This window comes from Microbacterium tumbae, assembly GCF_054780175.1.
In genome coordinates this window covers 804275-826072 of sequence record NZ_BAAGWV010000001.1, presented here as the reverse complement: position 1 = coordinate 826072, position 21798 = coordinate 804275, and the positions used below count along the sequence as shown (strand labels likewise).

At 70.2% G+C, this 21798-nt stretch carries 23 protein-coding genes; 15 read left to right on the top strand and 8 right to left on the bottom strand.

What is annotated here, in order from left to right; genetic code table 11:
- Nucleotides 1-11: 11 nt before the first annotated feature.
- The 10 genes from ACYVGQ_RS03845 (at nucleotide 12) to ACYVGQ_RS03800 (ending at nucleotide 8512) form a co-directional block, all read left to right on the top strand.
- Nucleotides 12-1013: an alpha/beta fold hydrolase gene (locus ACYVGQ_RS03845; RefSeq protein WP_460783203.1), complete on the top strand. Its 1002-nt coding sequence runs from the start codon at nucleotides 12-14 to the stop codon at nucleotides 1011-1013.
- Entirely contained in the window at nucleotides 1010-1771 is a 762-nt protein-coding gene (locus ACYVGQ_RS03840; RefSeq protein WP_460783202.1) for an N-acyl homoserine lactonase family protein, read from the top strand. Before ACYVGQ_RS03845 ends, ACYVGQ_RS03840 begins: the two co-directional genes overlap by 4 nt.
- Before the next feature lie 214 nt (nucleotides 1772-1985).
- Nucleotides 1986-2672, top strand: a complete 687-nt coding sequence (locus ACYVGQ_RS03835; RefSeq protein WP_460783201.1) for a CoA transferase subunit A — start codon at nucleotides 1986-1988, stop codon at nucleotides 2670-2672.
- Nucleotides 2669-3322 (top strand): 3-oxoacid CoA-transferase subunit B, encoded by a 654-nt coding sequence (locus ACYVGQ_RS03830; protein WP_460783199.1) that lies wholly within the window; start codon nucleotides 2669-2671, stop codon nucleotides 3320-3322. Before ACYVGQ_RS03835 ends, ACYVGQ_RS03830 begins: the two co-directional genes overlap by 4 nt.
- Nucleotides 3323-3345: 23 nt before the next feature.
- Nucleotides 3346-3816, top strand: coding sequence for an FAS1-like dehydratase domain-containing protein (locus tag ACYVGQ_RS03825; RefSeq protein ID WP_460783198.1), 471 nt, complete (start codon nucleotides 3346-3348; stop codon nucleotides 3814-3816).
- Nucleotides 3813-4256, top strand: a complete 444-nt coding sequence (locus tag ACYVGQ_RS03820) for a MaoC family dehydratase (protein WP_460783197.1) — start codon at nucleotides 3813-3815, stop codon at nucleotides 4254-4256. Before ACYVGQ_RS03825 ends, ACYVGQ_RS03820 begins: the two co-directional genes overlap by 4 nt.
- A gap of 4 nt (nucleotides 4257-4260) precedes the next feature.
- Nucleotides 4261-5451, top strand: coding sequence for a thiolase family protein (locus ACYVGQ_RS03815; protein WP_460783196.1), 1191 nt, complete (start codon nucleotides 4261-4263; stop codon nucleotides 5449-5451).
- A 58-nt stretch (nucleotides 5452-5509) separates the two neighbouring features.
- A complete protein-coding gene (locus ACYVGQ_RS03810) occupies nucleotides 5510-6232 on the top strand; it encodes an SDR family oxidoreductase (protein ID WP_460783195.1) in 723 nt (240 codons plus the stop codon).
- 1 nt (nucleotide 6233) lies between these two features.
- Nucleotides 6234-7937, top strand: coding sequence for a dihydroxyacetone kinase family protein (locus ACYVGQ_RS03805; RefSeq protein ID WP_460783194.1), 1704 nt, complete (start codon nucleotides 6234-6236; stop codon nucleotides 7935-7937).
- 152 nt (nucleotides 7938-8089) lie between these two features.
- A complete protein-coding gene (locus ACYVGQ_RS03800; RefSeq protein ID WP_460783193.1) occupies nucleotides 8090-8512 on the top strand; it encodes an NUDIX hydrolase in 423 nt (140 codons plus the stop codon).
- 220 nt (nucleotides 8513-8732) lie between these two features.
- On the opposite strand, the gene ACYVGQ_RS03795 is transcribed toward ACYVGQ_RS03800, so the two are convergent.
- Nucleotides 8733-9227, bottom strand: coding sequence for an aminoacyl-tRNA deacylase (locus ACYVGQ_RS03795; RefSeq protein WP_460783192.1), 495 nt, complete (start codon nucleotides 9225-9227; stop codon nucleotides 8733-8735).
- Complete coding sequence (locus ACYVGQ_RS03790; RefSeq protein WP_460783191.1) at nucleotides 9224-9712, bottom strand: DNA helicase; 489 nt, start codon at nucleotides 9710-9712, stop codon at nucleotides 9224-9226. Before ACYVGQ_RS03790 ends, ACYVGQ_RS03795 begins: the two co-directional genes overlap by 4 nt.
- A 159-nt stretch (nucleotides 9713-9871) precedes the next feature.
- Between ACYVGQ_RS03790 and ACYVGQ_RS03785 the strand changes: the two genes are divergently transcribed.
- Both ACYVGQ_RS03785 and ACYVGQ_RS03780 read left to right on the top strand, forming a co-directional pair.
- A complete protein-coding gene (locus ACYVGQ_RS03785) occupies nucleotides 9872-10429 on the top strand; it encodes a peptidylprolyl isomerase (protein ID WP_460783190.1) in 558 nt (185 codons plus the stop codon).
- An 18-nt stretch (nucleotides 10430-10447) separates the two neighbouring features.
- Nucleotides 10448-11335, top strand: coding sequence for a rhomboid family intramembrane serine protease (locus tag ACYVGQ_RS03780; RefSeq protein ID WP_460783189.1), 888 nt, complete (start codon nucleotides 10448-10450; stop codon nucleotides 11333-11335).
- Nucleotides 11336-11445: 110 nt separating this feature from the next.
- On the opposite strand, the gene ACYVGQ_RS03775 is transcribed toward ACYVGQ_RS03780, so the two are convergent.
- Nucleotides 11446-11685: a cell division protein CrgA gene (locus ACYVGQ_RS03775; RefSeq protein WP_460783188.1), complete on the bottom strand. Its 240-nt coding sequence runs from the start codon at nucleotides 11683-11685 to the stop codon at nucleotides 11446-11448.
- A gap of 97 nt (nucleotides 11686-11782) precedes the next feature.
- Here ACYVGQ_RS03775 and ACYVGQ_RS03770 point away from each other — a divergent pair, with 97 nt between their 5' ends.
- The 3 genes from ACYVGQ_RS03770 to ACYVGQ_RS03760 are packed head-to-tail and all read left to right on the top strand — an operon-like array spanning nucleotide 11783 to nucleotide 13374.
- Nucleotides 11783-12577: a class E sortase gene (locus ACYVGQ_RS03770; RefSeq protein WP_460783187.1), complete on the top strand. Its 795-nt coding sequence runs from the start codon at nucleotides 11783-11785 to the stop codon at nucleotides 12575-12577.
- A 9-nt stretch (nucleotides 12578-12586) separates the two neighbouring features.
- Nucleotides 12587-12742 (top strand): hypothetical protein, encoded by a 156-nt coding sequence (locus tag ACYVGQ_RS03765; RefSeq protein WP_460783186.1) that lies wholly within the window; start codon nucleotides 12587-12589, stop codon nucleotides 12740-12742.
- Nucleotides 12739-13374 carry an anthranilate synthase component II gene (locus ACYVGQ_RS03760; RefSeq protein ID WP_460783185.1) on the top strand — a complete coding sequence of 212 codons (636 nt, stop codon included), beginning with the start codon at nucleotides 12739-12741 and terminating at the stop codon, nucleotides 13372-13374. The genes ACYVGQ_RS03765 and ACYVGQ_RS03760 overlap by 4 nt, the downstream gene beginning before the upstream one ends.
- A gap of 709 nt (nucleotides 13375-14083) precedes the next feature.
- On the opposite strand, the gene pknB is transcribed toward ACYVGQ_RS03760, so the two are convergent.
- From pknB to ACYVGQ_RS03735, 5 genes are all read right to left on the bottom strand, one after another.
- Nucleotides 14084-15769, bottom strand: a complete 1686-nt coding sequence (pknB, locus tag ACYVGQ_RS03755) for a Stk1 family PASTA domain-containing Ser/Thr kinase (protein ID WP_460783184.1) — start codon at nucleotides 15767-15769, stop codon at nucleotides 14084-14086.
- Nucleotides 15770-15811: 42 nt separating this feature from the next.
- Nucleotides 15812-17578 carry a protein kinase domain-containing protein gene (locus ACYVGQ_RS03750; RefSeq protein WP_460783183.1) on the bottom strand — a complete coding sequence of 589 codons (1767 nt, stop codon included), beginning with the start codon at nucleotides 17576-17578 and terminating at the stop codon, nucleotides 15812-15814.
- The gene (locus ACYVGQ_RS03745) at nucleotides 17578-19035 is read right to left on the bottom strand and encodes a peptidoglycan D,D-transpeptidase FtsI family protein (RefSeq protein ID WP_460783182.1); all 1458 of its coding nucleotides are present in this window, start codon (nucleotides 19033-19035) and stop codon (nucleotides 17578-17580) included. Before ACYVGQ_RS03745 ends, ACYVGQ_RS03750 begins: the two co-directional genes overlap by 1 nt.
- An 85-nt stretch (nucleotides 19036-19120) precedes the next feature.
- Entirely contained in the window at nucleotides 19121-20506 is a 1386-nt protein-coding gene (locus tag ACYVGQ_RS03740) for an FtsW/RodA/SpoVE family cell cycle protein (protein ID WP_460783181.1), read from the bottom strand.
- Nucleotides 20503-21792 (bottom strand): PP2C family protein-serine/threonine phosphatase, encoded by a 1290-nt coding sequence (locus ACYVGQ_RS03735; RefSeq protein ID WP_460783180.1) that lies wholly within the window; start codon nucleotides 21790-21792, stop codon nucleotides 20503-20505. Before ACYVGQ_RS03735 ends, ACYVGQ_RS03740 begins: the two co-directional genes overlap by 4 nt.
- Nucleotides 21793-21798: the final 6 nt, after the last annotated feature.

Below are 21798 nucleotides of genomic sequence, written 5' to 3'. Positions count from 1 at the left end.
GTCAGGACATCATGACCGGATATCGGACGCCCGCCCGGTGGTCCGTCGGCACGAAGCCGAGGGATCTCCGGGTAGGGCTCGGAGCGGATTTCGCGCTCGGCGCCGACCTGGAGTGCGCCGTGACGGTGCACGTCCCGGTCGTGCCGCCGCGCGCAGCCCTGTTCTGCTATCCGGGCGGCGGCTACTCCAGGGACTACTTCGATCTGAGCTTCCCCGGCCGTACGGGGTACAGCATGGCCGAGGCCCTCGTCGATGAGGGATTCCTCGTGGTGCGCTGCGACCATCTGGGCGTGGGCGGCAGCAGCCACCCGGAACGCCCGGAGCGCATCCGCCCGGTCGATCTCGCCGCGGCGAACTCCCGTGTCGTGCGCGAGCTCGCCGCCCGGATCGCGAACGGAACGCTGGCGCAGGAACTGCCGGCGCAGGCCGGGCTCGCCCTCATCGGGATCGCGCACTCCATGGGCGGCGGGCTGCTGACGATCCAGCAGTCGCTGTTCGCCGACTTCGACGGCATCGCGATGATGGGCTGGAGCGCCGTGAGCATGCCGACCTCTGCGCGGATGAGCGCGCTGACGGGGCTGCCGCCGGAGCCGCGGATGCTGGCGCCGGAGCCTCCGCCGCCCCGTCACCCCGGCTACGCCAGGGTGAGCAGGGGCTCGGTCCAGCACTACTGGTACCACTGGGGCGACGTGCCGCCCGATGTCATCGAGGCCGATGATCTCGCGGCGGTGGAGTTCCCGCCGTGCGCCGGATCGATGAACGAGCCGGGGATCGCGGCGGCGCACGCGGCCTCCATCGACGTGCCGGTGCACCTGGTCGCCGGCGAGCGGGATCTCCGGCTTCCGGATTCGGACGAGCCGGGCGCGTACCCCGCATCGCCGCGGGTCGAGTTCGCGGTGCTCCCGCGCTCCGCCCACTGCCACAACATGGCGGGCACGCGGGCGATCGCCTGGCGGGGGATAGCGGACTGGGCGGGCACAGTGACCGCGAGGGGTGCGAGGCTGACGGCATGATCCACGCGCTCCCACCCCTCGTGATCCGTCCCCTGTGCGTCGGCCTCTTCGGCGGTCCTCTCGACCGGCGCAGGGGGCCGGGCGAGCCGGAGTATCTCTCCGCGATGTTCATGTTCCTCATCGAGGGGGGCGCATCGCCGGTCCTCGTCGACACCGGGACCCTGGACCCCGCTGCGGCTCGCGCTCGGCAGAGGCGACTGCTGCACCGACCGCCCGAGATGGAGCCGCTCGCCGTTCTCCGTGCGCACGGGGTGGAGCCTGAAGACGTCCGGATCGTCGTGAACACCCACCTGCACTGGGACCACTGCTCCGGGAACGACCTCTTCCCCGCGGCCACGATCTATGTCCAGCGTGCAGAGGTCGCCCATGCGGTCTCGCCGATCGAGAGCCATCTGCCCTTCTACGAAAAGCTTCCCGGGATCCGGCCCGCGTGGCTGGACGCCTGGGACCGCATCCGCGCCGTCGACGGCGATCACGATCTCGCTCCCGGGATATCGCTCATCGCGCTGCCGGGGCATTCGCCGGGGTCGCAGGGCGTGCTGGTGGAGACCCGTGCAGGACGCTTCCTCATCGCCGGCGACACGGTGAATCGCTTCGAGGACTGGGAGGGCGACGGCGCGGGCGGGCACACGCCTCCCGCCCTGATCCACAGCCCGGCGGAGTGGGCTGCGAGCGCTCGACGGATCGAGGGGCTGGGGTGCGCGGTGATCCCGAGCCATGACCTCGCTCTCATCGCTCACGCTCCGTTCGGAGCGTGAGCGATGAGAGCCTCGCCCGTTCCGGACGCTCCGGGAGCCCGCCCTCTCGGGGCGGGGACGGCTCGGCGCAAGCGTCTTCTTGACAGCCCCCGGGATCGCGTGCAACTATTTGTGCGCGGATAGTGTACGCTTGTTCGCATCGCAAACATTTAAGACGAGAGAGGTCGATGATGACGTCGATGCCCCCGCTGCTACGAGGCACAGGGAGGCGCAGGTGACCGACTTCACCGGCCGGAACAAGATCGCCGAATCCCTCGTCGCCGCGGTCGGCGCGATCCCCGCGGGAGCGACGGTCCTCGTCGGCGGATGGGGGCGCATCGGCATCCCGACGCAGCTCATCCCCTACGTCGCCGCGCACGCCGAGCCCGGGATCACCGTCGTCTCGAACAACTGCGGCGTCGGCATCCCCGGCGACATCGGCGACCTCTTCGCCGCCGGCGTGGTGTCCAAGGCGATCGCGACCTATCCCGTCAGCCCTGGAGCGACCGCGTTCCGTGAGAGGTACGACAACGGCGAGCTCGAGCTCGAGATCGTGCCGCAGGGCACCCTGGCCGAGCGCCTGCGCGCCGCAGGCGCGGGGATCGGCGGCTTCTTCACGCCGACGGGGGCGGGCACGGAGCTCGCCGGCGATCGCGAGACCAGAGTGATCGAGGGCCGTGAGCACGTGTACGAGAGCGCCCTGCACGGCGATCTCGCGATCATCCGCGCCGCGCAGGCGGACGCCGCGGGCAACCTGCGCTTCCGTTACGCCAGCCGTGCCTTCAGCCCCATCATGGCGATGGCGGGCCGGCGCACCGTGGTCCAGGCGGACGAGATCGTCCCGGTCGGCGCCATCGCTCCGGACGACGTCCATCTGCCGGGCATCTTCGTCGACGCCGTGGTGCAGGGAGGCGCACGATGAGCGGCTGGAGCGTCCAGGAGCAGGCCGCGCGCGTCGCCGCGCTCCTGCCCGACTACGGATACGTCAACCTCGGGATCGGGATGCCGGGCAGCGTCGCGGCCGCCGTGACCCCCGAGCAGGGGATCGTGTTCCACTGCGAGAACGGCATCATCGGCTACCGTGCCCTCGATGAGGACGAGGCGCCGGACGCGGACGTCATCGACGCCGCGAGCGCGCCCGTGGCCCTGATCGAAGGCGCGGCCGTCGTCGCCCACGACATCTCGTTCGCGATCGCGCGCGGGGGCAGGCTCGACGCCACGGTGCTCGGAGCCTTCCAGGTCTCGCAGCAGGGCGACCTGGCGAACTGGAAGGCTCCCGGCGCACGGGTCGCCGGCGTCGGCGGCGCCATGGACCTCGCCGTGGGAGCGCGTCAGGTCATCGTCATGATGCGCCACGTCGACCGCGACGGAAACCCCAAGATCGTCGAACGGTGCGACTATCCGCTCACGGTCGCGAGGGGGGTCGACCACATCGTGACCGACAGGGCGGTGATCGCCGTCACCGAGGACGGACTGGTCGTCGGCGAGATCGCGCCGGGGATCACCATCGAAGAGCTCCAGGCGGCGACAGGCGCACCCCTCCGGGTGTCCGCCCCCGCCGCCGGCTCGTGAGAACAAGGAGAAGAGAGAGGGAGATGCTAGGAAAAACCATCGCGGATCTGGAGGCGGGCGACGTCTTCGAGCCCATCCGCTACGTGCTCACCGAGTTCATCTGCGCGGAATACGCGCACGCCAACGAGGACGCCGTCGAGTGGTACTACTCGGCCGCCGCGCCGTTCGACCGGCAGCTGCGCCCGCCGACGATGATCCACGCCGACAAGATGCGCATCCTCGAGGCGAACTGCACCGAGGAGAAGCGCATCTCCGGCCAGCACACCGACGACGCGCGCATCCACTACGAGTACCACGCCCAGCAGCACAGCCCCGCCTATGTCGGCGAGGAGCTCGTCGTCAGCGGGCGCATCGTCGACAAGTACACCCGTCGCGGCGGGGAGTACCTGCACTACGAGCTCACGGTCGAGACCTCGGACGGGCGCCTCGTGACCACGTACAACGACCTGACCCTGCTGTCCTACAAGCCGATCGCGGAGGCGAAGAAAGCATGAGCACCCCCACATTCGAGGTCGGCGACGTCCTCACCGGCCCGACCCGGCCCATCTCGCTGCAGCGGGCCGGCTGGTACAGCATCGGGATCTTCTCAGCCGCGACCGGTGCGCCGCACGAGATCCAGAAGAACATCCACACGGATCACGAGTACGCCCGCAGCCAGGGCCTGCCCGCCGCGATCGCGGACGGCATGCACTCCACGAACTGGCTCAACGCCCTGCTGGGCCGAGAGTTCGGCGAGCACTACGTCTCCCGCGGCCGTCTGCGCACGCGGTACGTCAAGCCGACGCTCCTGGACGTTCCCCTCACCCCGAAGGCGGTCGTGACGGACCGCGTCGAGACGGAGGACGGGGTGCGCTACGAGCTGAAGGTCTGGGTCGAGGACCCTGATGGCACCGAGCTGACCGTCGGCGACGCCGCGGCCGTCGTCCAGGGCTGACATCATGGGCGAGCTCACGGACGTCTTCGTCTACGACGCTCTGCGGACCAGGACGGGGCGCTTCGGCGGCGCCCTGTCCGAGGTCCGTCCGGACGACATGGCCGCCGCGGTCCTCTCGGCGGTGGCCGAGCGCTCGCCGCAGCTGGACGTCGCGCGCGTCGACGACGTGATCCTCGGCAACGCCAACGGCGCCGGCGAGGAGAACCGCAACGTCGCCAGGATGGGCGTGCTGCTGGCCGGCTTCCCGACCTCGGTCCCCGGGTCCACGGTCAACAGGCTGTGCGGCTCCGGCCTCGAGGCCGTCGTGCAGGCGAGCCGCGCCATCGCCACGGGCGATGCGGAGGTCGCGATCGGCGGCGGCGTCGAGTCGATGACGCGCGCGCCCTGGGTGGTGGAGAAGCCGTCACGGGCGTTCCCGCACAGCAGCCCGACGATGTACTCCACCTCGCTCGGGTGGCGCTTCCCCAATCCGAAGATGCCCGGCGAATGGCAGATCTCTCTCGGGGACAGCGCCGAGATCCTCGCGGAGCGCTACAGCATCGGCCGGGAGGCTCAGGATGCCTTCGCGCTGGCGAGTCATCGCAAGGCCGAGGCGGCCTGGGCGGCCGGCTTCTTCGACGGGGAGGTCATCGACCTCGATGGTGTCACCCTGGAGAGGGACGAGCCGATCCGGCCGGACACGTCGCCGGAGCGTCTTGCACGGCTGAAGCCGGCCTTCAAGAAGGACGGCTCGGTCACCGGCGGCAACTCCTCGCCGCTCAACGACGGCGCCTCGGCCGTGCTCCTGGGATCCGAGCGCGCGGCCGCGTCGATCGGGCGTGACCCGCTCGCGCGCATCGCCGGTCGCGGAGTGTCCGGCATCGACCCCGACATCTTCGGCATCGGTCCGGTGGAGGCCGCGAACACCGCGCTCGCTCGAGCAGGCATCGGCTGGGGCGACGTGGACCTCGTCGAGCTGAACGAGGCCTTTGCCTCGCAGTCGCTGGCCTGCCTGCAGCTGTGGCCGGAGCTCGATCCCGAGATCGTCAACGTCTCGGGCGGCGCGATCGCCCTCGGGCACGCGCTGGGCAGCTCGGGCTCGCGCCTGCTCACCACGCTCGTGCACAACCTGCGTCGCACCGGCGGACGCTGGGGGCTCGCGGCCCTGTGCATCGGCATGGGCCAGGGCATCGCGGTCGTCGTCGAGGCGGCCTGAGCCACGGGGCCGCCGCACATCGCGTGCCCCGAGTCCACGAAGAAGTGAGGGAGTAGTCATGCAGGATGGATATGTCGCCGTCGTCACCGGCGCGAGTGCGGGAATCGGGCAGGCCACGGCGAGGGCGTTGGTGAGCAGAGGGGCGCGGGTCGTGCTCGGCGCGCGCCGGGTGGAGGCGTTGGAGGTGCTGGTCGCGGAGCTCGGTGAGGATGTCGCCGTCGCGGTCCGTACGGACGTCAGGGTTCCCGCTGATGCGGAGAATCTGGTTCGGACGGCTGTGGATCGGTTCGGGAGGGTGGACGGGCTGATCGCGAATGCGGGGATCGGGTATTACGGCAGCATCCTGGATCATGACGATGAGACGCTGGACGTGATGTTGGACACCAATGTGGCGGGGACGGTGTGGCCGGTGCGGGCGGCGGTGCGCCGGATGCTGCCGCAGGGGAGTGGGGATGTGGTCATCGTGAGCTCGGTGGCGGGGACGACTGCGCGTGGCAACGAGGCGGTCTACGCGGCGACGAAGCATGCGCAGATGGGGCTGGCTCAGGGTCTGGACCGGGAGTTGTTCCGCCAGGGGATCCGGGTGACGGCGGTCCAGCCGGGTGGTGTCGTGACGGAGTTCGCGATGCAGCCGGGCGGCGGGCGCACGGCCGAGTCCCCGCAGCTCGCGGATATGCTCCGGGCGGAGGATGTCGCGGCGGCCATCGTGAACGCGCTCGAGCAGCCGCGCACCGTCCGCACTCTCGTGCATCGGTTGCGGGGAGCCACCGAGGAGGAATGACATGACACCGCTCGTGAACGAGCCCGAGGAGTTCGCCGCCGAGGCGCTGCGCGGTTTCGCGGCGAGTCATCCGGACATCGTGACGCTCCTGGACGGCGGACTGGTGCGCGCATCGGGCACTCCGCGCGGCCAGGTCGCCGTCGTGCTCGGCGGCGGATCCGGCCATTTCCCCGCCTTCGCCGGGTGGATCGGGGCGGGCTTCGGCTCGGCCGCGGCAGCGGGGAACATCTTCGCCTCCCCCTCGGAATCGCAGGTCCTGCGCGCCGCACGCGCGGCGGAGAACGGCGGCGGGGTCATCTTCGTCCCCATCAACTATGCGGGGGACATCCTGCATTTCAGCGCCGCTGCGGAGCGCCTGGCCGCCGAGGGCATCCCCACGAGGCTCGTGGCCGTCACCGATGACATCGCCTCGGGCCCGATCGACGCCGAGCAGGGCAGACGCGGCATCGCCGGAAGCCTGTTCGTCGTCAAGGTCGTCGGCGCCGCCGCGGAGCGGGGCGACGGGCTGGACGAAGTGGCGCGGATCGCGACCGCCGCGAACGACGCGACCCGCACCCTCGGCGTCGCCTTCTCCGGCTGCACGCTGCCGGGTGCGCCGCATCCGCTTTTCGAGATCCCGGATGGGAGGATGGCCGTCGGACTGGGCATCCACGGCGAACCCGGTCTGTACGACGTGCCGGCGGGGACGGCCGATGACGTGGCGGATCTTCTCGTGGACGGGCTCTTCCAGGAGCGCGGGCCCGAGTCCGGGCGCCGGGTCGCCGTGGTGGTGAACGGCCTCGGAGGGACGAAGTACGACGAGCTCTTCCTCGTCTTCGGTCGCGTGCGCGAACGGCTGGGGGAGGCGGGGATGACGATCGTCGCCCCGGTCGTCGGAGAGCAGGTCACGAGTCTCGACATGGCGGGCGTCTCGCTGTCGATCGCCTATCTCGACGAAGAGCTGGAGGAGCTCTGGCGTGCGCCTGCGTACAGCGCCTCCTTCGCCCGCGGCGCCGTCGAGTCCGCTCCGGTCGACGCAGGACACGCGTCGCCGGTGCTCGAGGACGAGCCCGTGGTCGTGGTGCCCGCGTCGAGCGCCGCCTCGGCGGCCGCGGCCCAGGAGATCGTCGAGGCGCTCGGGAGGGCGTCCGCGGCGATCGATCGCGAGCAGCAGCGGCTCGGCGATCTGGATGCCGTGGCGGGGGACGGCGATCACGGCATCGGGATGCAGCGCGGGATCCGTGCCGCCCATCACGCCGCCCAGCTCGCCGCGAGGGCGGGCGCGGGCGCCGGGACCGTGCTGCGGCTCGCGGGCGACGCGTGGTCGGATGTGGGCGGCGGCACCTCCGGGGCTCTCTGGGGCAGCGGCCTGCGTGCCGCGGGGGACGCGCTCGGCGACGAGGACGGCCCCGACGCTGCCGGCATCCGGGCGGCGGTGCGCGCTTTCGCGGACGCCGTCGTGTCGCGCGGACGCGCCGAGCCCGGCGACAAGACGATGGTCGATGCGATCCTGCCCTTCGCGGCTGCGCTCGAAGGCGGCGCCGGCGAGAAGCCGTCCGCCGCGTGGGCGGCTGCGAGCGAGGTCGCGGTGCGCGCCGCGCAGGACACGGCGGATCTCGTGGCCAGGCGCGGACGCTCGCACACGCACGGCGATCGTTCGCGGGGCACGCCTGATCCCGGAGCCGTCTCGTTCGCGCTGATCGTCACGGCCGTGCTCGGGGTCTGACCCTTCGTCGCCGACCCGGCGGGTGCGCCGTCCGGCCGCATCGTCGCCGGTGAGGCGGCCTTTCGAGGCACCCTCCGCGGGGGTCGGGGCAGGCGGGACCCGGGCCGCGACATACGGCGGGCCGGCGGCGTCGCGCCCGGTACTGTGAATCCATGGACCTGCGCGTCGCCGCCTACGCGGTCGTCACCGACGACGACGACCGCGTGCTGCTCGCCCGGTGGACCGAGGGACGGCGCATCGCCTGGACCATGCCCGGGGGAGGCCTCGAGGCAGGGGAGGACCCGGAGGAGGCTGTCCGTCGCGAGCTGCGCGAGGAGACCGGCTACTCCGTCCACGTGCAGGAGCTGCTCGGCATCCATTCGCGGGTGATCCCGGCAGGACGCAGGGTGCAGAAGGCGTCCGAACCGCTGCACACCCTGCGGATCGTCTACCGCGCGAAGGTCGGCGGGGGCAGGCTCCGCTTCGAGAAGGACGGCTCGACCGACATGGCCGGATGGTTCGCCGTCCCCGCGATCGCCGGCCTCCAGCGGGTGAAGCTCGTCGACATCGCGCTGCGGATGGCCGGGATCCTCTGACTCCGGCGCCGTGCCCGCGCGCCCGGGCCTGCGGTCCCGCGGGCGCGCTCGCCCGAACGGGAGGAGTGCGTCCGAAGGGGAGGACTTCCCCCGATCCGGAAGAGTGGTTCCCCGCGTCCCTCCTCCGGATCGTGCGATCTCCTCCGGATCGAAGCCGGATGGAGCGGGCGAAGGGCTCGGCCGGCGCGGAGCGGCCTGAACGCGGACAGAGGGGCGAGGCTCAGTCGCGCGACGGGTTCGCGACGGGCTCGGGCTCGGAGATGTCGGCGACCGTCGCGCCATAGGCCGCGATGAGATCGTCCGCGTCCACGAACAGGCTGTAGCCGTGCGCCCCGGCGCCCATCGCCACCCGCTGTCCGACGATGGACGCGTCGGCGTACACGGGCCAGTCCGTCGTGCTGCCGATCGGCACGATCGTGCCGCGTTCGTATCCGGTGGCGGCGAGGGCGAGCTCCGCCTCGGGGAGCCGCAGCTTGTTCACGCCGACGACCGCCCGCAGCTTGGGCCAGGCGATCGAGCGGCCGCCGGGGATGAGCGCGAACAGATACGTGTCGTCGGACCGCTTCACGACGAGGGTCTTCACGATCCCGGACGGCGGGATGCCGAGAAGCGCCGCCGCCTCGGCGAGGCTGCCAGCCTGAGGACGCTCCCGGATCTCGATGTCCAGGCCGCGGGCCGCCGCGGCCTCGCGGACGCGGGCGTGCGGGTCGGTCACGCGTTCGGCGCGGAGAGCGGATCGTCGGCGACCCAGAGCTCGTCGTCCGCGCGCAGGGCCTGCCAGGCGGCATACAGCACTCCGGCCGCCGCGGCGATGCCGAGGACGATCGCGACGACGGAGCCGAGTCCCGCACCCTTCTTCGCCGGGGCCTGCTGCACGACGACGCCGTGACGCTTGGCGTTGGCGATGTCCCACGCACTGAGGGCGGAGCCCACCACACCGCCGACGATCGGGACGACCTTGTCGTCCACCACGTGCCGGCCCAGCTTCACACCCCGGTCGACCACCGGTGCGACCTTGCGGTTGTAGGTGTCCTGCACGGCGGGGAGGACCTGCTCGCGACCGAGGTTCCCGAGCTGGCGGCTCGCCTCGCGCGCGACGTCGGCCGCGTGACCGACGAGCACCTGCTGCGACTCCCAGAGATCGGTGGCGTCGTTCTGAAGACGACGCAGTTCCTTCTTCCGCTTTCGGCTGAGGCTCACGATGCTCTCCTGTCCATTGCAGTACGGGTACCCCATCTTGCCAGACGCGGCTGAATACGGGCAGTGATTGCGGCTCCCCTTGCCAGCGTGCCGCGTTCGCGCTAAGAGATCCTGCCCGCGTCCAGGTCATCCCGCGTCAGGCTCTGCGAGAATGTATGCATGCCTCACGCCTCTCACGTCGCAACCCTGCACACCAACCACGGTGACATCGTCATCAATCTCTTCGGCGACCACGCCCCGAAGACCGTCGCGAACTTCGTCGGTCTCGCGGACGGTTCCCAGGACTGGACGCACCCCGCCACCGGCAAGCCGGGCGAGGGCCCGCTCTACAAGGACGTCGTCTTCCACCGCATCATCCCGAACTTCATGATCCAGGGCGGCGACCCGCTCGGCCAGGGCGTCGGCGGTCCCGGGTACAACTTCGACGACGAGATCCACGGGGAGCTGAACTTCAACGAGCCCTACATCCTCGCGATGGCCAACGCCGGCCTCCGCCGCAACGCCATCACCGGCAAGGCCGAGGGGACCAACGGATCGCAGTTCTTCATCACCACCGACCCGACCCCGTGGCTGCAGGGCAAGCACACGATCTTCGGCGAGGTCGCCGACGACGCCTCCAAGGCCGTCGTGGACGCCATCTCCGCGGTTCCCACCGCCGCCGGCGACCGTCCTGTCGAGCCGGTCGTGCTGCAGTCGATCGACATCGTCGCGGCCTGACGACGCGAGCCGATCCGGATGACGAGCCCTGAGTTCACGAGCAATCGCGACAACTACTGCTATCGGCATCCGGATCGGCAGAGCTTCGTGCTCTGCCAGCGGTGCATGCGCACCATCTGCCCCGAGTGCCAGACGCAGGCGGCTGTCGGCGTCATCTGCCCGGAGTGCATGAAGGAGGAGCGCAAGAACCGCACTCCTGCGCAGAAGCGCGCGCAGCGTCGCTGGGGCAGAGGCGCCGTGCTCGCGCCGGCCACGGGCACGCCGGTCGTGACCTACGCCATCGTCGGCGTCACGGCGTTCTTCTGGCTGCTGGGCCTGATCCCGGGGCTCGGCCCTGCGCTGCGGAGCGAGCTGCTCTTCAACGCCGGCTACCTCTACCCCGCATACAACGGCGGCATCTTCGAGCCATGGCGTCTTCTGACCGCTGCGCTCGTGCACAGCAGCATCTTCCACGTCGGCTTCAACATGCTCTCGCTGTGGGTGATCGGGCGCACCCTCGAGCCGATGCTCGGACGCTGGCGCTTCCTCACGCTCTATGTGCTCGGCGCGATCGGCGGCTCGGTCGCCGTCGCGTGCCTCGCCCCCAGCGTCTCGACGGTCGGCGCCTCCGGTGCGATCTTCGCGCTCTTCGGCGCCCTGCTGATCATCGGCCGGCATCTGGGCGCGAACGTCACCGGCATCCTGGTGCTGCTGGGCATCAACCTCGTGATCGGCTTCATCCCCGTATTCAACATCGCCTGGCAGGCGCACATCGGCGGGGCGGTCGTCGGCATCGTCATCGCGTTCATCCTCACCCGCACCCGCCGTCGCGACCGGCGCTGGGCTCAGATCCTCTGGCTCGTCGGTGTCGCTGTCGTCCTGGTGCTGCTCGTCGCCTTCGTCCCGCCCCTCGTCATGGGGGTGTGAATAACACCGGTGTAATTCTCCCCAGCCTGTGGATGGAACTGTGGATAACTCCGGAAGACGAAGAGCCCCCGCCGATCGGCGGGGGCTCTTCGTCGAACGAGGTGCGGGCGTCAGCGCCAGCGCGTCGTCATGAGGAAGCCGATGAGGGCGATACCGAGGCCGATGGCGAGGTTCCAGGACTGGATGCCGGGGATCGGCCACTGCATGTTCGAGATGTAGAACACCAGGATCCAGGCGAGGCCGAGCAGCATGAAGCCGACCATGACGGGCTTGAACCACACGGCGTTGGGCGCCTGCTCACCCTCGGTGCGCTCGACGACGGGCTCTTCGCTCTTGCGGTCTCGTGCCATGCCGACATTCTACCCATGCGGGCTGTGTTCTCCAGAGTCCGGATCCGCGTGCGCTCCCGGCGGCGTGCGCACATCCTGACGGGATAGGATCACGCCTGTGACTGCAACCGCCGTGCCCGACTCGCGACGCTCGCGCAAGAATCGCCGGCGCTCGAGGGCGACGGTCACGAGCGTGCTCGGGGAGCTCCTGCTCACCGCCGGCGTCGTCGTGCTGCTGTTCGTCGCCTGGCAGATGTGGATCGGCGACTTCATCATCAGCGCTCAGCACAACGCCGAGGGGGCGGAGGTCTCCCAGGAGTGGGCGGAGATGCCCACTCCTGAGCTGCCGCCGCTCATCACCGACGAGGAGTCCGGCACGACCTGGTACGAGCCGCCGATCCTCGAGCATCCGGGCGACGGCGAGGAGTTCGCACTGATGCACATCCCCCGGTTCGGTGACGACTACAGCGTCAAGATCGCCGGGGGGACGAGCCGCTCGGTGACCCTCGACAAGATCGGCATCGGTCTCTACACCCAGTCGAAGATGCCCGGCGAGGTGGGCAACTTCGCCCTCGCCGGCCACCGCACCACCTGGGGCAAGCCCTTCAACCAGCTCGACAAGCTCAAGCTCGACGATGCGATCGTCGTGGAGACGCCCGAAGGCTGGTACACCTACCGGTTCCGCACCCTGGAGTACGTGAAGCCCAGCGAGGTCGACGTGCTGCTGGACGTCCCGCAGATGCCGTCGGTCTCCACCGGTGAGCGCTACATCACGCTGACCGCCTGCTCCCCCCTCTACTCGCTCGCCGAGCGCATCGTCGCCTACGGTGTGTTCGAGGGCTTCCAGCCCCGTGCCGAAGGCGCGCCCGACTCCCTGGCGCCCGTCGACGAAGTCGCCTCCCCGTCCCTCTAGGAGCATCCGATGTACGCAGCGATCTGGCGTCTCCTCCCCGGCCCGTGGTGGCTGCGGCTGCTCATCCTGCTCGTCGTCGTGGCCGCGATCCTGTACGGGCTGTTCTTCTACGTGTTCCCCTGGGTGAGCCCGTACATCACCCCCGGCGAGGTCGATCTGGAATGACCGTGCGCGTGCTCGTCGTGGACAACCACGACAGCTTCGTGCACACCCTGGTCGGCTATCTCCGCGAGCTGGGCGCCGAGGTCACGGTCGTCGAGGCGGATGCCGCGGACGAGGCGGCGTTCGAGGGGATGCTCTCCGCGCAGGACGCCGTGCTGCTCTCGCCCGGTCCTGGCCGACCGCGGGAGGCCGGGGCCTCCGTCGCGATCGCGGGGCTCGCCGCAGGGCGGCGGATGCCTCTGCTCGGGGTGTGCCTCGGGCATCAGGCGATCGGCGCGGCGTTCGGCGTCGAGGTGTCGGAGGCGTCAGAGCTGCTGCACGGCATGGTGTCGCAGGTCGAGCACGACTCGTCAGCGCTGTTCGACGGCATCCCCTCGCCGTTCGCCGCCGGCCGCTATCACTCGCTGGCGCTCGCCGAGGCGGAGCTGCCGCCCGAGCTCGTCGTCACGGCGCGTGCGGAGGGGGGAACGGTGATGGCGATCGCGCATCGGGAGCTGCCGATCCTCGGCGTGCAGTTCCATCCGGAGAGCGTGCTGACGGAGGGCGGATACCGCCTGCTGGCGAACTGGCTCGCCCTGGCGGGCGACGCGGACGCCGTCGCCCGCTCGGCAGGATTGAGCCCGCTCGCGCGCTGAGCCCGCGTCCCCTCCCGTTCGTTGAGCGGCCCGCGTCCCCTCCCGTTCGTTGAGCGGCCCGCGTCCCCTCCCGTTCGTTGAGTAGCCGCTTTTCCCTTCCGTTCGTTGAGCGAGCCGGAGGCGAGTCGAAACGGGTCTTGTCGCGGACTGCGTTTCGACTCGGTCGGCTGCGCCGTCCTCGCTCAACGAGCGGGGGAAGGAGGCTGCACCGTCCTCGCTCGACGTGAGGGATTGTGTGCGGGGCCGGGTCCCCTCCCGTTCGTTGAGCGGGCCGCTTTTCCCTTCCGTTCGTTGAGCGAGCCGGAGGCGAGTCGAAACGGGTCTTGTCGCGGACTGCGTTTCGACTCGGTCGGCTGCGCCGTCCTTGCTCGACGAGCGGGACGAAAGAGGCTGCACCGTCCTCGCTCAACGTGAGGGATTGTGTGCGGGGCCGGGTCCCCTCCCGTTCGTTGAGCGGGCCGCTTTTCCCTTCCGTTCGTTGAGCGAGCCGGAGGCGAGTCGAAACGGGTCTTGTCGCGGACTGCGTTTCGACTCGGTCGGCTGCGCCGTCGTCGCTCAACGAGCGAGGTGAAAGAGGCTGCGCCGTCGTCGCTCGACGTGCGGGGTGAAGGAGGCTGCGCCGTCCTCGCTCGACGTGCGGGTGGAAGGAGGCTGCGCCGCTCAACGAGCGGGCGGAAGCGGCTCGCTCGACGAGCGGGTGCGGGGGAGCTCACTCCCCGGTGCAGTAGCGCAGCTCGACCGTGGAATGCACCGGCACGTCACCGGGGGCCAGGGACATCGAGACCACGCCGGGCGACTCCGCGGCGGAGCAGTCCGGGTTCTCCTTCGGATCCGCGCTGAGGCCCAGGCTGTCCAGCTCCTGCGTCGCGGCGTCCACCGAGAACCCGGTCAGGTCCCGCAGGGTCACCCTGCCGCTCGCGACCACGAGGTCGACGACCGTTCCCGGGGACACCTCCGTGCCGTCCTCGACGCTCGCCTCGAGGACGCGGCCGGCCTCCTGGTCCTTGTCGTTCTGCTGGCGCACGGTGCCGAGCTCCAGCCCCGCCTTCTCCAACGCCGTCTCGGCGTCCTTCTGCGAGAGGGTCACCAGCATCGGGACCTCGACCTTCTCCTCGCCGCTGGAGACGTAGACCGTGATCTCGGTCCCCTTCTCGACCGTGGTCCCGCTCTTCGGATCCGTGCGGATGACGTTGCCCTCGGCCACGTCGGAGTTCGCCTCCTGCATGGGCGTCGCGGTGAGATCGAGGTCCTCCAGGATCTCCTCAGCGCGTTCGTAGGTCATACCGCTGACGTCCGTCACGGTGCGCGAGGAGGTCTCGACGGGAGGCGCCTGCACGGTCACGACCCAGAACAGCACGGAGGCCAGCAGGACCGCCATGAGCGCGACGCCGGCCCAGATCCACGCGACCGGCGGACCCGACTGCGTGCGCGTCATGGTGGTGTCCGTGGAGAGCTGGCGCAGCGACCGGGCGGTCTCCTGCGCAGCACGCGGGTTCGGACCGTACAGCTCGCTGGTCAGCGCGCCGATCTGCTTCTTGCTCGGCGCCTTCCCTCCTCCGGCCGCGGCGTCCAGCGCGGCACGGAAGCTCGCGGCATCCGGATACCGCTGGTAGGGATCCTTGGCGAGGGCGCGCAGCACGATCGGGTCGAGCGCTCCGGGAGAGAGCTCGTTCACCTCGGTCGGCGGGACGGGCGTCTCGCTGACGTGCTGATAGGCGACCGCGACAGGGGAGTCGCCGCGGAAGGGCTGACGTCCGGTGAGCAGCTCGTACAGCACGATGCCCGTGGAGTAGAGGTCGGTGCGGCCGTCGACAGGCTCGCCCTTGGCCTGCTCGGGGGAGAAGTACGCGGCGGTGCCGATGATCTGCGTCGTCTCGGCGACCGTGGACGACGAGTCCGAGACCGCGCGGGCGATGCCGAAGTCCATCACCTTCGCGGTGCCCTTGGGGGTCACCATGACGTTGCCCGGCTTGATGTCGCGGTGGATGACGCCCGCCTTGTGCGAGTACTCCAGGGCCTCGAGGATGCCGTCGACGTACCTCACCGCGTCGGCGACCGGAACGGGTCCCTGGGCGATGATGTCCTTGAGCAGCACCCCCTCGACGAGCTCCATGACGATGTACGGCACGGGCTGCTCGTTCGTGCCCGTCGTGTCCTCGCCGGCGTCGAAGACGCGCACGATCGAGGGATGCGACATGCGCGACGCCGCCTGCGCCTCGAGGCGGAAACGCGTGCGGAAGGCGGTGTCGCGCGCGAGCTCGGGGTCGAGGATCTTGATGGCGACGTCGCGCCCGAGGGTCAGGTCGTAGCCGCGGTAGACCCTGGCCATGCCGCCATGGCCGATGAGCTCGTCCACGCGGTACCTGCCCGCGAGGATGCGTGGCTCTGTGGACACCTGAAACCCCCTGCGATTACTGCTTTGATGCTCGACCCAAGGCTACCCTTCGGCGCCTTCGGCACCGGCATCCTCACCGCTGCTGTCGCCGCTGCTGTCGTCGCCGGCATCCGGCGCCGTGATCTGCTGCGACTGCCCCTGGGGCGAGTTCCCGGACGGACGATCTCCTCCGCAGAACGCGCGGTACGTGGCCGTGACGACCTGACCAGCGGTTCCCTCGTCCACCGTGATCTCGGTGGTGCGGACGTTCGCCGCGAAACCGATGCTGGCGGAGCCGTCCGAGAAGGTCGCGTTGGTGAGCGTCACCTCGTAGCTGCTCAGCGAGGACGCGCCCGACGGGCAGGTGTAGTTCGTCCAGTTGAGCGTGATGGTCTCGCCTTCGACGGGCGTACCGCTGAAGGTGGGCGCGTTGGTCGGAGCGGGGATCGAGACCTGCTCGCCGTAGAGCGTCAGGGTCAGCAGCGAGCCGGGCTCGACCATGCCCGCCGGCTCGACCTTCTGGACCTTGCCGACCTGATCGGCGTTCTCGGCCGCGACGTTGCCGGTGACGCAGTTCACTTCGAGGTCGACGGCCGCTGCCGCATCCTCCGCCTCCTGGCACGTCATGCCGCCGAGTCCCAGCGAGTCGACGTTGATGCGATCGTCCGTCGGCTCCTCGGTGGGCGTGTTCACCGGCGTGGGAGGACCGGACGACGTGGTGGTCTCGATCGGAGCCGGCTCTCCGTCCTGGTTGGAGAGCAGCGCCCAGACCGTCCCGGCCACGGCGATCACGAGGATCACGATCAGCGCGATGAGCGGCCACGTCCAGGGGCTGCGCTTCTTCTTCTCGCCCTCTGCGGCGGCCTCGTCTGTCGGCAGCTGCGCGGTGGTGGGAAGGATGCGCGTCGCCCCGTCGTCGCTCGTCGCGGTGAGGAGGCGGGTCGCGTCGTCGTCCGCTCCCGCGACACCGCCGGAGGCGATCGCGGGGACGGCGATGGCCGCGGAGTTGAGGTCGCCGCGGCGCAGCGCCTGCGCGGCGCGGGCGACGGTCGCGGAGGACGACGGCCGGTCGGCCGGCTTCTTCGCGATCATCGCCATGACGAGGTTCTGCACCGGGATCGGCACGGTGGGCGGCAGCGGCGGCGGCTGCTCGTTGATCTGCGCCATGGCGATCGCGACCTGCGACTCCCCGGTGAAGGGACGCTTGCCCGCCAGGCACTCGTAGGCGACGATGCCGAGCGAGTACGTGTCGGTCGCGGGGGACGCCGGGTGGCCCGATGCCTGCTCCGGCGAGAGGTACTGCACGGTGCCCATGACCTGCCCGGTCGCGGTGAGCGGCACCTGGTCGGCGATGCGGGCGATGCCGAAGTCGGTGATCTTGACGCGCCCGTCGGGCGTGATCAGGAGGTTGCCCGGCTTGATGTCGCGATGCACGAGACCCGCGGCGTGCGCGGCCTGCAGCGCCGAGGCCGTCTGGGCGACGATGTCGAGGGTCTTGTCGGCGCTGAGCGCGCCGTCGCGCTCGAGGATCGTGGAGAGCGCCTCGCCGGGCACGAGCTCCATCACGAGGTAGGCGCTGCCGTTCTCCTCGCCGTAGTCGAAGACGCTGGCGATGCCCTCGTGATTGACCAGCGCGGCGTGGCGGGCCTCGGCGCGGAAGCGCTCCAGGAAGCCCGGATCGCCCATGTACTCGTCCTTGAGGATCTTGATCGCGACGGTACGTCCGATGACGTGATCCGTCGCCTCCCAGACCTCGCCCATGCCGCCGATCGCGATCCGCGACAGCAGCTCGTAGCGCCCACCGAACGACACACCCTGCGTCGGCCTCATTAGTTCAGCACCGCCTCAATGACCTTTTTCGCAATCGGAGCGGCAAGCGAATTGCCGGTTCCGGACTGACCCCTACCACCGCCGTCTTCGACGACGACCGCCACCGCGACCTGCGGATCATCCGCCGGCGCGAAGCCTGTGAACCACAGCGTGTACGGCTGCGTGTCGCCGTTCTCCGCCGTACCCGTCTTGCCGGCCACGTCGACCCCGTCCATTCTCGCATTAGACGCGGCTCCGGATGAGACGCTCGCGACCATGGCGGCCGTCACGGCGTCGGCGACCTCCGCCGACATCGCTCGTCCGAACTCGGTGTCCTCGGAGGCGGTGACGACCGAGAGGTCGTTGCCGATCACGGCATCCACCATCCGCGGATTCATGACCACGCCGCCGTTCGCGAGCGCCGCCGAGACCATCGCCATCTGCAGCGGCGTCGCACGCACGTCGCCCTGGCCGAAGCCGGTCAGGGCCGTCTTGTCGTCGCTGAGCCCGCCCTCGGGGTAGGTCGACGCGGTGGAGGACATCGGCGTGTCGAACGACGTGTTGAAGCCGAGCTTCTCCGCCATCTCCAGGATCGCGCCGTCGCCGATCGACACGGCGATCTGCGCCATCGGGATGTTGCAGCTGAGCCGGATCGCGTCGGCGAGGGTCACCGTCGCGCCTGGACCGCAGGTGCCGCCGCCCGCGTTCGAGATCTGGGTGGTGGTGCCGGGCAGCGTGTACCTGGCCGGGTTCGGCACCGTCGACTGCATCGTCCAGTCCCCGGTCGCGAGGGCGGCGGAGGCCACCACCACCTTGAAGGTGGATCCCGGCGGGTTGAGGGAGCCGGCGATGGCGCGGTTGTAGAGCGGGTTCGAGGCGCTGTCCCTGAGCTCCTCGTAGGTGCTGTTCACGGCATCCGCGTCGTGCGCGGCGAGGAGGTTCGTGTCGTAGCCGGGCGTGGAGGCCATCGCGAGGATGCGTCCGGTGGACGGCTCGATCGCGACCACGGCCCCCTCGAGCCCCTCGAGGGCCTCGTAGGCCGCACGCTGGGCGTCGGCGTCCAGGCTCAGCTCGACGCTGAACCCGGTCTGGTCCTGGCCGGAGACGATCCGCTCGATCTCCGCGAGGAAGGCGCCGGCGCCGGTGCCGGAGAGCTCCTCGTTCAGGGCGCGCTCGATGCCCGTGCGCGAGTCCAGGACGGGGTTGAAGTAGCCGGTGACGGGCGCCCACATCGCGGGGTCGGTGTAGGCGCGCTGGTAGGCGTAGCGGTCGTCGCTCGGCACCGAGTAGGCGATCGGGGTCCCGTCGACGATGATCGAGCCGCGCTGGATCTCGTAGCTGTCCAGCCGGGTGCGGGTGTTCTCCTTGTTCTGGGCCAGGCTGTCGGCCTCGACCACCTGGATCCAGCTCGTCGCGATGAACAGCGACAGGAACATCGCCAGCATCACGAGGCTGAGCCTTCTGAGCTCCTTGGTCATCCGATCACCACCCGGCGCCCGCTCGTCGAGCGGGCGAAGCGAGCGCCGTCCCGAGCGAGCGAGGCGAGGCGAGGGGTCGAAACGCTCATCCGATCACCACCCTCGGCTGGCTGCGCACGCCGTCGGAGATGCGCAGCAGGACGGCCACGATGAGCCAGTTGGCCACGAGCGAAGAGCCTCCGGCCGCGAGGAAGGGCGTGGTGAGGCCGGTCAGGGGGATGACCCTCGTGACGCCGCCGACCATGATGAAGACCTGCAGGGCGATCGTGAACGACAGCCCGGTGGCGAGGAGCTTGCCGAAGTCGTCCTGGCCCGCCATGCCGATGCGCATGCCCCGGCTGATGAAGACCATGTAGAGGCAGAGGATCGCGAACAGGCCGATCAGTCCCAGCTCCTCGCCGAGGCTGGGGATGATGAAGTCGCTGTGCGCGAGCGGGGTCGTCTGCGGCCGCCCCTGGCCGAGCCCTGTGCCGAGGAGGCCCCCGTGCGCGAGGCCGAAGATGCCCTGCACGAGCTGGTAGCTGCCGCCCTGGGCCTCGATGATCTCGGGGTTGAAGGCGTCCAGCCAGTTCGTGAAGCGCCCGCGGACGTAGCTGAGGATCTGGGTCGCGGCGAGCACGCCGGCCACGACGAGGGCGAGGCCGATGAGCACCCAGCTCGTCTTGCCCGTGGCGACGTAGAGCATCGCGATGAACATGCCGAAGATCAGCACGCCGGTGCCGAGATCCCGCTGGCTGACGATGATGCCGAGCGAGACCAGCCAGACGACGATCACCGGGCCCAGCTCGCGCATCCGCGGCCAGGTCATCCAGAGGAAGCGCGTGCCCACCGAGGTCAGGCTCTCGCGCGTGCGCACGAGGTAGCCGGCGAAGAAGATCGCCAGGCAGATCTTCGCGAGCTCTCCCGGCTGGAAGGAGATGAAGCCGCCCAGCGACACCCAGACGTCGGCGTTGGCCTCGTCGACGCGCAGGCCGGGGACGAACGGCAGCAGGAGGAGAAGGATGCCGGCGAGACCGAAGAGGTACGTGTACCGGAAGAGGATGCGGTAGTTGCGCAGCGCGATGACGAGGGCGATCGCTCCCGCGAGCGAGATCGCCGTCCACGCGAGCTGCTTCGAGGAGTAGGCGTTCCACCCGGTGAGGCGTTCGGCGATGTCGATGCGGTAGATCATCGCGATGCCGAGGCCGGTGAGCATGGTCGCGATCGGCAGGACGAAGGGGTCGGCGTCGCGGGCCACGATCCGCAGCACGACGTGCAGCGCGAAGGCGAGGACGGCGAGGCCGCCGCCGATGAAGAGGATCATCGGGTCGATGAGGCCGAGCGCGCCGAGCTGCACGAGCGTCAGCGCGGCACCGCTGAGCGCGCAGGCGAACAGGAGCAGCCAGAACTCCCGGTTGCGCTGCGTCTGCGGCATCCGCATCCGCTTGAGGGCTTTGAGGACGGCGGTGTCCGCCGTGACGTCGGTGCTCATCCGTCCCCCTCGGTCGGGGTGGGGGCCGGGGTCGGCGTCGAGGTCTCGCCGGTGACGGCATCCGCCCCCGCGCGCAGGCGCTCGACGATCGCCATGGCGTCGGAGAGGGAGCGCGCGTTGATCGTGCGCTCGACGGACGCCCGCTGGTAGGGCGGCAGATCGGCGAGGAGGACGTCGGTGTCCTCGATCGCCGTCGACAGCGTGATCGGGCCGATGTTCTGCTGCACGCCCTGGAAGATCACGACGCTGTCCTCGTCCGCGCCGATGTAGTAGCGGGTCTGCGTCCAGTTGTAGGCGAGGACGCCGGCGCCGGCGAGGGCGAGGAGGGCGACGAGGAGAGCGGCGATCCAGCCCACGCGTCGGCGGCGTGCGCGGCGGCGGTCCTCCTCGATGAGCTCCTCGATGTAATCCGCGGCCGGCTCGTAGTGCGTCGGATCGTTCGCGGCCTGACGCACCGGGTGCAGCCAGCTGGAGCGCCCAGGTCGGGCGGCGGGGATGAGCACGCCGGACGGGTTGGAGGCGGACCCGACGACGGTCGCGGTGCCGGAGGAGACCGGATGCTGTCCGCCGACGTCCACGAGCACGATGGTCACGTTGTCGGGGGCGCCGCCGTCGAGGGCCTGCTTCAGCAGGGTGTCCGCCGTGCGTCCCGGCGCGAGTCCCTGGCGCATGACCTTGGCGATGTGGAGCTCGTCCACGACGCCGGAGAGGCCGTCCGAGCAGAGTAGCCAGCGGTCGCCGGGCTGGGTGTGCATGACGAACATGTCCAGCTCTGGATCGTTGTCCATATCGCTGAGCACGCGCATGAGGACCGAGCGCCGCGGGTGGTAGCGGGCCTCCTCCGGCGTGATGCGGCCGGAGTCGACGAGGCGCTGCACGAAGGTGTGGTCCGTGGTGATCTGGGTCAGCTCGTCGTCGCGGAAGAGGTAGATCCGGGAGTCGCCGATGTGTCCGATGACGGCGTACTCGTCGACCATGATGATCGCGCTGACCGTGGTGCCGAGACCGGCGAGCTCCGGGCGCTCCTTCGCGGCGCGGATGAGGTCGCCGGCCGCGGTGGTGACGGCCGCCTGCAGGGACGCCTGGGCGTCGTCGGTGGAGCCGTAGGCCTTGTCCAACGGCTCGAGACGCTGGATCGCGATGCTGGAGGCGACATCGCCGCCGGCGTGGCCTCCCATGCCGTCGGCGACGGCGAAGAGGTTGGCGCCGGAGTACCCGGAGTCCTGGTTGTTGGAGCGGACCTTCCCGGTGTGGGAGATCGCGGCGCTCGAGCCCTCGAAGACCATGCCGCG